10 protein-coding genes are annotated in these 14,111 nt (G+C 65.0%); 2 read left to right on the top strand and 8 right to left on the bottom strand.

The window, feature by feature from the left end; all coding sequences use genetic code 11:
* Nucleotides 1-24: 24 nt before the first annotated feature.
* Both VIQ49_RS12240 and VIQ49_RS12235 read right to left on the bottom strand, forming a co-directional pair.
* A complete protein-coding gene (locus tag VIQ49_RS12240; protein ID WP_331884874.1) occupies nucleotides 25-1,002 on the bottom strand; it encodes an isopenicillin N synthase family dioxygenase in 978 nt (325 codons plus the stop codon).
* The gene (locus tag VIQ49_RS12235) at nucleotides 999-1,532 is read right to left on the bottom strand and encodes a nucleoside deaminase (protein ID WP_331884872.1); all 534 of its coding nucleotides are present in this window, start codon (nucleotides 1,530-1,532) and stop codon (nucleotides 999-1,001) included. The genes VIQ49_RS12240 and VIQ49_RS12235 overlap by 4 nt, the downstream gene beginning before the upstream one ends.
* A gap of 131 nt (nucleotides 1,533-1,663) precedes the next feature.
* On the opposite strand from VIQ49_RS12235, the gene VIQ49_RS12230 reads away from it, so the two are divergent.
* On the top strand, nucleotides 1,664-3,211 hold the full coding sequence (locus tag VIQ49_RS12230) for a PucR family transcriptional regulator (protein WP_331884870.1): 1,548 nt from the start codon (nucleotides 1,664-1,666) through the stop codon (nucleotides 3,209-3,211).
* On the opposite strand, the gene VIQ49_RS12225 is transcribed toward VIQ49_RS12230, so the two are convergent.
* The 6 genes from VIQ49_RS12225 to VIQ49_RS12200 form a co-directional block, all read right to left on the bottom strand.
* Entirely contained in the window at nucleotides 3,212-4,627 is a 1,416-nt protein-coding gene (locus VIQ49_RS12225; protein WP_331884868.1) for a purine-cytosine permease family protein, read from the bottom strand.
* Nucleotides 4,628-4,766: 139 nt separating this feature from the next.
* Nucleotides 4,767-5,780 carry an agmatine deiminase family protein gene (locus tag VIQ49_RS12220; RefSeq protein ID WP_331884866.1) on the bottom strand — a complete coding sequence of 338 codons (1,014 nt, stop codon included), beginning with the start codon at nucleotides 5,778-5,780 and terminating at the stop codon, nucleotides 4,767-4,769.
* An 82-nt stretch (nucleotides 5,781-5,862) separates the two neighbouring features.
* Nucleotides 5,863-7,341, bottom strand: a complete 1,479-nt coding sequence (locus VIQ49_RS12215; protein WP_331884864.1) for an NAD-dependent succinate-semialdehyde dehydrogenase — start codon at nucleotides 7,339-7,341, stop codon at nucleotides 5,863-5,865.
* Complete coding sequence (locus VIQ49_RS12210; protein WP_331884862.1) at nucleotides 7,331-9,289, bottom strand: primary-amine oxidase; 1,959 nt, start codon at nucleotides 9,287-9,289, stop codon at nucleotides 7,331-7,333. Before VIQ49_RS12210 ends, VIQ49_RS12215 begins: the two co-directional genes overlap by 11 nt.
* Nucleotides 9,290-9,298: 9 nt before the next feature.
* Entirely contained in the window at nucleotides 9,299-10,645 is a 1,347-nt protein-coding gene (gabT, locus tag VIQ49_RS12205) for a 4-aminobutyrate--2-oxoglutarate transaminase (RefSeq protein WP_331884860.1), read from the bottom strand.
* A gap of 2 nt (nucleotides 10,646-10,647) precedes the next feature.
* Nucleotides 10,648-12,048, bottom strand: coding sequence for an aminobutyraldehyde dehydrogenase (locus VIQ49_RS12200; RefSeq protein ID WP_331884858.1), 1,401 nt, complete (start codon nucleotides 12,046-12,048; stop codon nucleotides 10,648-10,650).
* A gap of 192 nt (nucleotides 12,049-12,240) precedes the next feature.
* Here VIQ49_RS12200 and VIQ49_RS12195 point away from each other — a divergent pair, with 192 nt between their 5' ends.
* Nucleotides 12,241-13,740, top strand: coding sequence for a PucR family transcriptional regulator (locus VIQ49_RS12195; RefSeq protein ID WP_331884856.1), 1,500 nt, complete (start codon nucleotides 12,241-12,243; stop codon nucleotides 13,738-13,740).
* Nucleotides 13,741-14,111 lie beyond the last annotated feature (371 nt).

The following is a 14,111-nucleotide window of genomic DNA, read 5'->3' as shown; positions in this document are numbered from 1 at the left end:
GGTCGACCTCGCCGGAACCCACCATCACGGAGTGGTGGCAACCGTGATGGCGTCCAGACGCTCGAGGATGAAATCGCCCGAGATCACCGGCGATTGCCCGGATTCCGTGCCGATCGGCGGTTCCAGTGGCGTCACCACCGCATCGTGATTGGCCTCATAGAAGAAGATCAGCGAGACAAGATCCTCATCGGGCGCATCGACCTGCGGCGGCAGGACGCGATGGCGTCCGGCGGGCCAGCGACCTCCGGTCCAATACTCCAGGAGATCTCCGATGTTGATCGTCAGGGCGGTCGGATCGTACGGAGCGTCGGCCCATCCGCCCTGGGTGCTGTAGACCTGCAGGCCGCCGGCACCCGGCTCACGATCGAGCACGGTCACCGTGCCGAAGTCGGTGTGTGGTCCGATGCGGTACTGACCGTCCTCGACGGGACCGGTCGCGGTGATCGCGGGATAGTGGTTGATGTTCGACGTCCATGTCGCGCGATCGGTCAGGCCGAGAAAAGGATTGGCCTCACCGGTCAGACCCAGTGACGCGGCCATCAGATCCAACAGGTCATCAGAGAGGGCCTTCATCTGTCGGCAGTACTCGACGAACAACTCATGCAGGCGCGGGACCTCATCGGGCCAGACATCTGGCGGGAACCACAGCGCGTCGACGACCCGATCGCCGACCGGGGTCTGCGCGCCGCAGTTGTAGGTCTCCTTCAGGTCAGGTGGTGTCTGAGTACCTTCGGCGTATCCGTTGGCCTCCATGCCCGGACCGATCCAGCCGCGGCCACCGACGGCCACGGCGTACCTCTCCTTCACTTCGGTTGGCAGCGCGAAGAACTCCCGTGCGGCCGCCCGCAACGACGTGGGGAGTTCCGGGTCGATGCCGTGTCCGGTGACCAAGAGGAATCCGGCCTGCTGAAGGCTCTTGTCGACGGCGGCACACAGTGCCGAGGCAGCCTCGCCACCGGACCGCCACTGCGAGATGTCAACCGTCAGAATGGGACTGCTCACAACTCGCCCTCCACCAGTTTCGGATCTGTCTTCACCATCATTGGGTCGAGCTCCGCCTTCGGCTCCGTCTCCGCCACCCCGATGTCCTCGTTCCACAGCAACGGATTGCGGTCGATGAACTCGGTCATCATCGACACGCATCGCGGATCGTCGAGAACGGTCACCGAGACGCCGTTCTCGATGAGCCAGTCCTCGCCGCCGCGGAAGGTGGTGTTCTCGCCGATGATCACCGCGCCGATGTTGAACTGACGGATCAGGCCGCAGCAGTACCAGCAGGGCGACAGGGTGGTGACCATGATCGTCGACCGGTAGTCGGTCTGCCTGCCGGCGTTGCGAAACGCGTCGGTCTCGCCGTGTACGCAGGGGTCGTCGTTCTGGACCCGCCGGTTGTGGCCGCGCCCGAGCAGCGTCCCATCGGCCGCGAACAAGGCCGCGCCGATCGGGATCCCGCCTTCGGCCAGGCCTGCCCTGGCCTCGGCGTACGCGATCTCGAGCATGGTGGTCGGGGAAACATCGAGGGATGCCGTCATGTCAGTAACGGTGCCTGGGAAGCAGCGCCTCGGCAACTGACATAGTGTCGCAGCAGCATTGCTGATGGACGTGCAAATCGTCTGATCGCCGACGCCGATTCCGAAAGACGTCGATTCCGAAAGGGGACACGATGGTGCTGACATTGCGCGACGTCCTCGACCGACACCTCGTGTCGGCCGATCCGCAGGTTCTGAGCGGCTACGACGGGCTCGACAACGAGGTCCGCTGGGTGCATTCGAGTGAGATCTTCGAGATCGGGCCACTGCTGTCCGGTGGCGAGCTGTTGCTGACCACCGGCCTCGGGCTGGCCGGGGTCGATGCCGGGACCCGGAGGCACTACATTCGCGAACTCGCGCAGCGCAACGTCGCCGGGGTGGCCATCGAGATGGGCCGGACCTTCGACGAGATGCCCGACGAGATGGTGCGCGAGGCCTCGGCGGTGCACTTTCCTCTCATCGCGCTGCGCACGGTGGTCCCGTTCATCGATCTGTGCCGTTCGGCCAATACCGATCTGGTGTCGGGCGAAGTGGATCTGTTGCGCCGACGAAGTGATCTGGGTGCGGCGCTGCACGCGGAGATGGCGGCCGGCAACGGTGCACCGTCGATTCTGAAACGCCTTGCTGCCGCGGTTGATTGCCCGCTGGTACTCCTCGGGAGCGGTAACGCATTGATGGCCGCCGAGGGTGTCGACGACGATCATTCGGCGTGGCAGGCAGTGGACGCGCAGGTGGCCGCGGTGCCGGTTGGGATGCGGGGTGAACTCGTCGCAACCTTGGTGGCGGGGCCGGGCTCCCAGCTGGACCCGGCAGCGCTGGTGAGCATGCTCGAGGTCGGGGCCGGACCGCTGGGGGTGACGCTCTCGTTGTCGCGGGAACTCGGCGGTCTCCCGCATCGGGCTGCGTCGTCGTTGGTCTCCGATCTCCTCGACGCCCGCATCGATCGCCGGTCGGATCTGGTGATGAGGTTGGGGGCCGCCGGGTTTCGGCCGTCGAAGACGGCGCGGCTCGTGCCGGTGGCGGTGGACGTACCGATACCGCGGATGGCGTCACAGCTCAGTGCATCTGCGGCCAAACGTATTTCGGCGCAATCGATGCACGCCCAGGTCCACGCCACCTCGTATGCCCTCATCGCACCGTCGAGGCCCGATGGCGATGCCGTCACCGAGATCGTGGACGCCTACGCGAGTGGATCCGGGGAAGCGACTGTGGTGGTGGGGGATCCATGCCGTCTCGATGCGCACGAGCTCTCGTCGGGACTGGTTCGGGTTCGTCACGCATTGTCGCTGGCGGTGGCCGATCGGCGATCTGGCAACCATTCGGAGGCGGTGACCTCGGTGCGGGCACTGGCCGCGGATCTGGCGGTGGAGACCCTGCCGGATGCGGTGCGGTCGGAGTTGGCCGCCGCCGCGATCGGCCCGGTGATCGCCTGGGACACCGAGCACGGCTCCGAGTTGACGCACACGCTGGAAACTCATCTCCGACATGGTTGCAGTGCAACGCGGTCGGCGGCGGCGTTGAATCTGGGGCGGCAGAGTCTTTATCAGCGCCTGGACCGCATCCGCGGGCTGATCGGATTCGATTTCACCGCGCCACAAACCTATCCGGGATTGCTGATGGCCCTGTGCGCGTATCGCGCACAGGGCCGTCGCAGTGCTGACCTGAGTCGCAGTGCTGATTGATCAGAGGCTCTGGTAGTCCTTGCTGATCTTCTTGCTGCACAACAGGATGTAGCCACCGAAGGCGATCACGAAGCCGACGAAGAAGGCGATGTCACCCAACTGGGGTACCGATTCGGCGACGTAGCCGACCCATCGTTCCTGGTTGCCGAACAGCAGTACCGACGTGACCAGCGCGACCAGGAAGGCCACGAGCCCGCCCCAGTTGGAATAGCCGGTGTTGTAGAGGAATCCGGCGATCGGCCGGTTGCGGCGCAACAGCTGGTCGGCGAACATGATGCCCAGCCACGGTCCGATCCAGTAGGCGACGATCAGCAGGAACGTCTCGTAGTTCGCGGCCGCATCGGCCAGCGCCCACCACGCCACCAGGAATCCGACCACACCGAACACTGCGGTGACCAGAGCTCGCTGGATGCCGACGGAGAACTTGAATCCCATGGTCACAAAGGCCATGGCACCCGAATAGAGGTTGATCGCGTTGGCGGCCACGGCACCGACAGCGATCGCCAGCAACGTCAGGTTGGCCACGGCTGACGGCATCGACGAGGTGAACGCGTCGGTGTAGTTGAGGTCGGCGTCGAACCCGATGGTGACCGATGCCGCACCGATGGCCATCAGGGCGGTGGTGGAGATGAACAGCCCGCCGGAAGCGAACAGTCCGGTTTGGATTTTCGAGACGTTGACCGGGAGGTAGCGCGTGAAGTCGGCGGCGTATGGCGTCCAGCCCGCGGTGTAGCCGAAGGCCGCACCGACAGTCAGCAGGAATCCGCCGACCGAGCCCCCGCTCTCGTCGAGGGAGGGCATCCCGAGATCGGCCTTGCTGAAGATGAAGATGCCACCGATCACGAAGATGACCGCGAGGACCGGCGCTGCGGCCCGCTCAAAGCTCTGGACCAGGTTGTGGCCGAAGAACGCGAAGCCCGTCTGGAGCAGAACGATGATGAGCAGCGCGATCACCGACGGCACACCTATCAGGGTGTTCAGGGCAAGAGCGCCGCTGACACTGTTGGTGGCGAACCAGCCGATACCGCACATCACCGCCATGAAAGTGGCCGGCACGATGTTCCCGCGGTACCCGAATCCGAGCCGGCCGAGCACCATTTGCGGAACACCGTGCAGCGGTCCCCGCGCCGACAACACGAAGTGGGCCGCGGCGCCGAGCAGGTTGCCCAGGGCCATCGCGGCGATGGCCTGCCAGAAGCTCAGACCGAAGTAGAGCACCGCCAGGATCCCCAGGAAGATCGTCGCGAACTCGAGGTTGGGTGCGGTCCAGGTCCAGAACAGGCCGCGGGGCTTTCCGTGGCGGGCATCGAGTGGGATGAACTCGTTGCCACCCGGTTCCACTGCGAGAACCTTGTCGCCGTAGGTGCCCGATGCAGTCTCCGGTTCATCAGTGGTGCGGGGAGTCGTCGATGTCATTGCGCAACAATCTCCTGTGCGGGAGCTTTGCTGCAACTGACAGTCCGTCCGCTGACTTGGCGTCGTCAACGTTCGATCTGTCCGAAAGTGGTGGGTCTTGGTGAACAAACTCCCAGGTCGGCCTCGCCCGAACCCACCATTATCGGGAGACGGGTTGATTCTGGGTGATGCAGTGGATCCCGCCGCCGCGTTCGAAGAGAGGGCGGGCGTCGACGCTACGGACGGTCCGCCCGGGGTAGACCTCGGCAAGAATGTCGGCGGCCCGCTGGTCGTGGCGGTCTCCGAAGCTGCAGGCGATGACACCGCCGTTGACAACGAGGTGGTTGATGTAGCTGTAGTCGACGGGGCCTTCGTCGTCGGTCAGCACCGTGGGAGCGGGCACCCCGATGATCTCCCAGTTGGGTTCGGCGGCGGCGATCGTGGCCTTGATCTGCTTGCTGACCTCGAAGTCGGGGTGGTCCGGGTTCTGCTGGTCGTGCACCAGCACCACACCCGGCGACGGCAACGCGGCCACGATGTCGACGTGACCACGGGTGCCGAACTTCTTGTTGTCGCGGGTCAGACCGTAGGGCAACCAGACCGGCCGGACTGCGCCGATGGTCCGGGCCAGTTCGGCCTCCACCTCCGCTTTGGTCCAGGTGCTGTTGCGGCCGTCCCCGAGTTGCACGGACTCGGTGAGCAGAACGGATCCGGCGCCGTCTACCTGGATGCCACCACCCTCGTTGATCATCGGTGAATCGATCACTTCGGCACCGGAGTGCTCGGCGATCAGCTTCCCGATGTGCTGGTCCTTGTCCCATTGCGCCCACGACGCCGCGCCCCAGCCGTTGAAGATCCAGTCGACCGCCCCGAGGGCGCCGTTGTCGTCGAGGACAAAGGTCGGGCCGATGTCGCGCGCCCAGGCGTCGTTGAGCGGAGCCTCGACGATCTCGATCGCCGACGAGAGGTGGTCGCGGGCGGGCCCGATCTCGCCGGGGTCGACGATCATCGTGACAGGTTCGAACTCCGCGATGGCATGTGCGGCGGCGGCCCAGGTGGTGCGCGCCTGGTCACGGGCCTCCGCGGTGTCGCCAAGCGAATAACCCTCGACCGGGAAGGCCATCCAGACCCGTTCCTGCGCAGCGGTTTCCGCGGGCATCCTCCACCTGCTCATGAGTTCTCCTCACCCCCGATGATGTGCCCTTCTGGCGAGCATTTGCGCAGGTGGGCACCGCCAGAAGGACACATCATCGGGCCTAGGTCAGGGCGATGTACTTGGTGGTCAGGTACTCGTAGATGCCCTCGGAGCCGCCTTCGCGTCCGATCCCGGACTGTTTCACGCCACCGAACGGTGCGGCGACATCGGAGATGACACCCCGGTTGACGCCGACCATCCCGGACTCGATTTTGTCGGCCACCCGCAGGGCCCGATCGAGGTCGGTGGTGTAAAGGTAAGCGGCCAAGCCGAATTCGGTGGAGTTCGCGGCGTTGATGGCCTCGTCCTCTGTGGTGAAGGTGCTGATCACGGCGACGGGCCCGAAGATCTCGTTCTTGGCGATCTCGGCATCGGCGGGAACCTGGTCGAGCACGGTGGCCGGGTAGTAACAGCCGGCGTCGTCGGCTGGATCGGCGCCCAGTCGAACCCTGGCTCCGGCAGCCACCGCGTCGGCCACGGCGGCGGCGATCGACTGCTGCTGTTTGCTGTTGACCATCGGACCGAGTGTTGTCTTCGGGTCGTAGCCCGGGCCGAGCACCATGGCCTTCATCTTCGCGGTGAGCGCGGCGGTGAACTCCTCGGCGATATCTTCGTGCACCAGAAAGCGATTGGCGGCGGTGCAGGCTTCGCCGCCGTTGCGGGTCTTGGCAGCGAAGGCGCCTTCGACCGCGAGATCGATGTCGGCGTCCGCGAAGACCAGGAACGGTGCGTTGCCGCCGAGTTCCATGGAGGTGCGCTGGACGTTCTCCGCGGCATCTCCGAGTAGTGTCCGGCCGACCGGGGTCGATCCGGTGAAGCTGATCTTGCGGACGCGAGGGTCGGCGATCAGCGGTTCGGTGACGTCGGTGGCCTTGCTGGTGGGAAGGACCGCGAGCACGCCGTCGGGCAGACCCGCCTCGCTGAGCAGTTTGGCGAGGTACAGCATCGTGAGCGGGGTTTCCTTCGCGGGCTTCACCAGCATGGTGCAGCCCGCGGCGAGGGCCGGGCCGATCTTGCGGGTTCCCATGGCCAGTGGGAAGTTCCACGGGGTGATCGCCAGGGCGACTCCGACCGGGGCATGCTTCACGAGGATGTTTCCGGTGCCGGCCGGTGACTGGGTGAATCGTCCGGCGATCCGAACCGCCTCTTCGGCGAACCAGCGCAAGAACTCACCGCCGTAATTGATCTCGGCTTTGGAGTCGGGGAGGGCCTTACCCATCTCCAGCGTCATGATCATCGCCATGTCATCGGCGTTCTCGCGGATCAACTCGAACGTCGACCGCAGGATCTCCGAGCGGACCCGTGGAGCGGTTTGGGCCCATTCGTCCGCGATCGAGAGGGCGTTCTCCAGAGCGTTTTTCGCGTCCTGCGGCGTCGCGTCGGCAATCTGCAGCAGAGAGGTGCCGGTGGCAGGGTCGTCGACGGAAAACGTGGTGTTGTCGGACGAGTTCACGGATTTGCCGTTGATCCACAGCCCGGCCGGCACCGTGGCCAGCAGGTCGCGGTGGTCGGCGATCGGATCAGCGGTCTTATCGGTCATGGCAGTGGCCTCCTGCGGATTCGGTTGAACAATGCGAGTTGGGGCTGGGTTCGACATCCAGTGACGGGTTGCGGTCGAAGAAGCCAAAAGGTTTGAGCCAGAACGACACCGTGTCGGCGGGCATGATCGGCCAGTCCTCGGGCCGGGTGATGTGGTGGACACCGAAGGTGTACCACAGCACCACGTCGGTGTTGTCGATGCTGCGGTTGGCCTTGGTCCATTCGCCGAGTCCGGTGTCGGTGGCCGACTGGTTCACGAATTCACCTGCGGGCCAACGCTCGTCGGGATGGTTGGGGGTGACCCAGACGGTATGCCCGATGACCTGCGCGCGCTGGAAGATCGGGGACGCCGGATCGAACATGGCCGGGATGGCATCGCCGGGAACGAGTTTGTACGACGGATGGGTTCCCAAACCGTTGGTGGTGTTGGTGTTCACCACCTTCCAGGTGCGCTGCGTCGCCCAGTTCATGTCCTGCTTGCCCTCCTCTTCCGTGCGCAGCGGCGTATTGCGCTGCACGAGCGAGAGGCCGTGGGGGTTGCCCGGACCCATCGGCTCGATCTCGGTCTCGCTGGCGTACACGGTGTTCTCGGTGCCGTCGACGTCGAGGTCGAGTCGCGCGGTCAGGAAGTGCTGGTGATACGGCGCGTAGGTCCGTTCATCGACGAGGGTGCCGTTGGGATGGGCTGCGCCCGCCGCGATCGGTGTGGTCACCATGATCCCGGTGGCCCGGACCTCACATTCGATGTTGCCGTCCTGGTAGAAGCGCCAGTAGACCAGATACTCGTAGTTCGCCACGGTGACGTGGAACGAGACCGTGAGCCGGCGCATCCGCCGGACCTCCGCGCCCGCGTCGTGGTCGACGTGCTTCCACAGGACGGCGTTGTCCTCTTCATGGATGCAGATCGCGTTCTTGATGGTGTAGGGCTCACCCTTGCTGTTGTGCAGGACGGCGTCGAGGTACCGGATCTCGCCGAGACAGTCGCACCCGAGTTCCAGCGAGGTGGTCATGAAACCCAGACCCCACTCGCCGATGTCGAATGCCGTTCTGCGGTAGTGGTCTTCGGACGGATCCCGGTAGGGGACCATCATCTCCGCGAACGAGAGCCGATGCGCCACCGACCGCACCCGACCGCAGTCGTTGTAGGTGACGGCGTGCAGCGTCATGCCTTCGCGGTGGTTGAAACCCACTCGCAGCGACCAGTTCTGCCACGTGAGCAGATTGCCGTGGAGTGTGAACGACGGGCCTTCGGGCTGCGTGATCTCCAGGGGCTTCAGCGGCTCGCGTGTCGACTTGGCGCGCAGACGTTCCGGGATCCGGGCGGGGACATATTCGCCCATCACCTCGGGCGGTTCCACACTGCCGGTGTCCTCGATCTCGAGCAATTCCATGGTGTTCAGGTCGATGACGCAATGGAGTCCGCTGACCGGATGTGCATACGGGTTGGCGCCGGCCTCGCTCTTGACCCAGGTGTCGGACCAACCGATCCGGCGGTCCCGGTACTTCTCCGGAGCCACCGCGTCGCCGTAGGTCCAGGTGTCCATGAACACCAGGTCGAGGTCGATGATGCCGCGACCCGCCAGAGCCGCAATCACATCGGGGTGCTTGCGCAGGACCTCATCGCATTCCTCGAACTCATCGACGGTGAAGTTGGGTTGCACCCCCGGGATGTGGGTGAACGACTCGACGGTGTCGTCGGTCAGGGAGACAACCGCCTTGTAGGTGGCGTTGCGGTTGCTGTCCAGGCAGGTGACGATGCCCTTGCGAGCGGGGGCCGGACCGCCGGCAGCGTGGTCGGCGAGGGCGGCTTTGCCGGGTTCGAGGAGTTCGATCGAGGCAAATCTCCAGCCGTCACCGACGCCCTGGTCGCGTTGCAGCAGAGCGGCAACGGCCCGGAACTCGTCTTCGCGCAGCGGATCGAGCGGATGAGTCTTCGATGCTGTTGACACGCACGGCTCCTAACGGCTGGTGAGTTCGTTCAGTGCGTCCTCGAGCACATCGAGTCCGTCGTGCAGCAGTTCGTCGTTGATCACCAGCGGTGGCAGGAGCCGGATCACGTTGCCGTACGTGCCGCAGGACAGCAGCACGACGCCTCTGGCCAGGCATGCGGTGACCAACGCCTGGGCGAGCTCCGGATTGGGATCCTTGCCGCCGCGGTGCACCAGCTCGATCGCCAACATCGCACCGCGCCCGCGTACTTCACCGACCTCCTCGGTCACCGCCGCCATCGCATGGAGTCGCCCTCCGGCGATGACCTCGATGTCGCGGGCCCGTCCGGGTAGATCGAGTTCTGCCATCACATCGAACGCCGCCAGTGCCGCCGCACAGGCCACCGGATTGCCGCCATACGTTCCGCCCAGCCCGCCGGAGTGGACGGCGTCGAGCAGGTCGGCGCGACCTGTCAACGCCGACAACGGCATTCCGCCGGCAATGCCTTTTGCCATCGCCACCAGGTCGGGGATGAGGTCTTCGTGTTCGCTGGCAAACCACGCGCCGGTTCGGGCGAAACCGCTCTGGACTTCATCGGCGACGAACACGATCTCGTTGGATCGTGCCCAGTTCGCGATCGCGGGCAGGAAACCCGGTGCCGGAACGATGAATCCGCCCTCGCCCATCACCGGTTCGATGATGATCGCGGCGATCTGGTCGGCCCCGATCTGCTTGTCCATCTGCGATATCGCCAGGGCGGCTGCTTCTGGACCGCTGAGTCCGTCGCGGTAGGGATAGGACGCCGGTACGCGGTAGATCTCCGGCGCGAAAGGACCGAATCCGTACTTGTAGGGCATGGTTTTGGCGGTCAGCCCCATCGTCAGGTTGGTGCGGCCGTGGTAGGCGTGGTCGAACGCCACCACCGCGTCTCGGCCCGTTGCCAGGCGGGCCACCTTGATGGCGTTCTCGACGGCCTCGGCGCCCGAATTGAAGAGCACGGTGCGCTTTTGGTGGTCACCGGGTGTCAGGTGGTTGAGGCGTTCGGCCACTGCGACGTACCCCTCGTAGGGGGTGATCATGAAGCAGGTGTGGGTGAAGTGCCGGGCCTGTTCGGCGACGGCGTCGCCCACCGCGGGGTTGCTGGCCCCCACCGTGGTCACGGCGATCCCGGATCCGAAGTCGATGAAGGAGTTTCCGTCGATGTCTACGATCACGCCGCCGTCGGCGTCCGCGGCGTACACCGGCACCGTCGAACCGATTCCTCCGGCCACAGCCATCGCCCGACGCCCTTGCAGTGCAGTCGATTTCGGACCGGGTATCTCGGTCACCAGATTGCGCTGCTGGGGCAGGCGATACTGTGCATTCACGGTTGTCATACTCATTCCACCGAACTCATGACGTGCTTGATCCGGGTGTAGTCTTCGACGCCGTAGCCCGAGAGATCCTTGCCGTAGCCGGAGTTCTTGAACCCGCCGTGCGGCATCTCCGCGACCAGCGGGATATGGCAGTTGACCCAGACACAACCGAAGTCGAGACCCGCGCTCATTCGTCCCACGGTCGCGTTGTCGGTGGTCCAGATGCTGGAGGCCAGCCCGTAGGCGACATCGTTGGACAATTCGAGTGCCTGCGCTTCGGTGTCGAAGGGTTGCACCGTGACCACCGGTCCGAAGGTTTCCTCCTGGACGAGCGAGTCGGTCTGGTGCACACCGGTGATGACGGTGGGCTCGACGTAGAAGCCCTTGTCACCCTTGCGTTTTCCTCCGGTCACCACGGTGGCGTGCGGGGGTACCGCATCGAGGATTCCCGTGACCTTGGTGAAGTGATTGACGTTGTTGAGAGGGGGAACTGTGGTGTCCTTGGCCTTGTTGATGAGGGCGTCGACGAACTTGTCGTGGATCGATGAGTGCACCAGGATCCGGGTCACCGCGGTGCAGTCCTGGCCCGCATTGAAGAACGATGCGTCGCCGATCCCGTCGACGGCCTTGTCGAGGTCCGCGTCGGCGAAGACCACGGCTGGGGCCTTGCCTCCGAGTTCGAGGTGGGCGCGCTTGAGGTTCTGCGCTGCCGAGACCGCCACCGCGATGCCGGCCCGAACGGATCCGGTGATCGAGACCATGCTCGGAGTCTTGTGCCCGACGATCCCCGCTCCGGTCGCACCGTTCCCGAGAACCACGTTCAGGACGCCGTCGGGCAGGATGCCCTTCGAGATCCGCGCGAGCTCCAGGGTCGATTCGGGTGTGGTGTCGGACGGTTTGATGACCACGGTGTTGCCGGCCGCGATCGCCGGTCCCACTTTCCACAGCGCCATCATCAGCGGGTAATTCCACGGCGTGACCTGTGCGACGACACCCACCGGTTCGCGGCGGACATACGAGGTGAAGCCGTCCATGTATTCGCCGGCCGACTTGCCCTCGAGCAGGCGCGCGGCGCCGGCGAAGAAGCGGATCTGGTCGGCGCCGACCGTGACCTCTTCGTCGGCGATCTGGTCGTCGGGCTGCCCGGTGTTGCGGGCCTGCGCCGCGACGAGTGCGTCGGAGTTCGCCTCGATGGCGTCGGCGAGGTCGAGGAGTGCCTTCTGCCGGACTTTGGGTGTTGTCTTGCCCCACGTTTCGAAGGCAGCCGCTGCGGCGGTCATCGCGGCGTCGATGTCGGACTGGGTCGAGATCGGCGAGACCCCGACCACGGACTCATCGGTGGGGTTGATGAGGTTGATGGTTTCGGTCGAAGCAGAGGCGACGAACTCGCCGTTGATGAAGTTCTTCAGGGTCTCGTGTGCCATTTCACCAGGTCGCTCTCGGTTGCGGGCGGATGGAAACTACTACGGACTCCAGTGTTCGCTGCCGGGTTGATGACACGATCCTGACAAGATGTCCAAACCATGCCCCTCGGATGGACAATCTGTACAATCGGAGCCAGGTAGTCACAGGTCGGGGCGTTGTCGGGCGGAGGAGAAACCGGGAGGTCGCCGAGAGTGAGCACAACGGTCAGGTGGTTGCTCACCCTGCGCGACCTCGATCTGACGCTCGTCGGGGGCCACGAAGCAATCGACCGCGACATCAATTGCGCATTGACCTCAGAACTCCCGTCGCCACAAGAGTGGCTGGCCGGCGGCGAACTGCTGCTCACGACGGGCCTTCGGCTGCCGGCCACTCGCGCTGAGCGGTTCGACTATCTGCAGGGCCTTCAAGGGATCGGCGTCGCCGGTGTCGGCTTCGGGGTGGGATTCGGGTTCGACGCCGTGCCGCGCGACCTGATCGATGCCGCAGACGAGTTCGGGATCGCGTTGGTGGAAGTCCCCTTTCCGGTGCCGTTCTCGGCTATCGCACGAGCGGTTCTCGATCGGATCGCGGAGCAGCGGTTCGACCAGTTCGTCCGTGCGTCCCATACGCAGCCCCGGATAACCCGGGCGATCATCTCCGGTGGTATGCCCGCGGTGGTCCGGGAGCTGGCCGATGCGATCGATGCCACCGTGCTGTTGCTCGATCATGAAGGGGCACTTGTGAGTTCCCGCCCCGCTGACCCTGATCCCGACCATCTGGCGTTGGTGCGGGGCGAGATCACCCGTGATCCGAATGCTGCCAGCGGTGTCACCATCACCGGCGATCACACGGTCACGATCCAGCGGATCAGCGTCGGCGGCAGCGTGTTCGGCTACCTGGCGGTTCTGAGTGAGGTGCCGCTCGGTGATCTCGAACGGGTTCTGCTCGGGCACGCGTCCTCGCTGCTCAGCCTCGAACACGCCAAACCGATTCAGGTACAACGTGATCAACAGTCGCTGCATGCCGATGCCCTGATGATGGCGATGGCGGGACCACCGCCGGCCGCGGCCCGCAACATCGTGCTGCGTGCAGCCGATCGCGAGGGACGGGTGCGCGTGGCGACAGCCACGTTTGTCAGTGTCGCGGCGGCGAAGCAGGCGGCGATGGCGGTTGGCGTCGAACTGCAGTCGCGGTGGCGGCCGGTGTTTGTGCACCACGTGGGCCAGGAGATCGTGGTCCTGGTGCGCGGGGAGGATCAGCGACGGTTTGCCGAATCCGTCCTCGGTGTTGTCGGGGCCAGGGGTTGTCGTGGCGGGCTGGGTTCGGTTGTGCCAGTGGATGAAATAGCCGAATCAACACGGCACGCCAGGTTGGCCGCAGATGTCGCGGCAGAGGGTGAAGTGGTGGATTTGCTGGCCCAGCGGTCGCTGTTGGCGCTCGAGCCGGTGCGAAAAGCGCTGAGCGGGGCCCGCGTATCGCGTCTGGGCCCACTGGCCGACCACGACCGGGACCAGGGGAGCGACCTCGTTGCGACCCTGCAGGCCTATCTGCAGGCCAACGGCCAATGGGAACCGGCGGCACTGGCGATCGGTGTCCATCGGCACACACTTCGTCATCGGATCGACCGCATCGAACGCCTTCTCCGGGTCGACCTCACCGACGCCCGGACCCGAGCCGAACTCCTCCTGATCCTCTTGTCCGACCGCCGCTGACCGTGCCCTTTTCGCCGAGCGTGCCGTAACGACCGCTGACCGTGCCCTTCCGTTCGTCGAGCGGGCCCGAAAGTGTTGGACGGTACGGCTTGTCGGTGGGTGCTGATAGAACTGTTGTATGGCATCGGGGGTGGCAGATCTCATCAACCGTATCGAGGGCATGGCTCTTGATACGGAAGAGGTCGTTGCGGTCCGTGAGGTGTTGTCGCGCAGGCTCGTTGAGGTATCGCTGGCTCATCGACGCCACGTTGAGGAATCTGCCCGGCACGATCCGCGGCATCCTCGAAGTGTGGGCTCAGGGTGAGCAGTTGATGGCCGAGGCCGCCCGCACGATGGACCCCGATGAACTCAAACGGGTCGGCCTGTATCTG

The organism is Williamsia sp. (assembly GCF_036566845.1).
GTDB lineage: Bacteria > Actinomycetota > Actinomycetes > Mycobacteriales > Mycobacteriaceae > Williamsia.
This window is presented reverse-complemented; position numbering and strand designations above follow the sequence as displayed.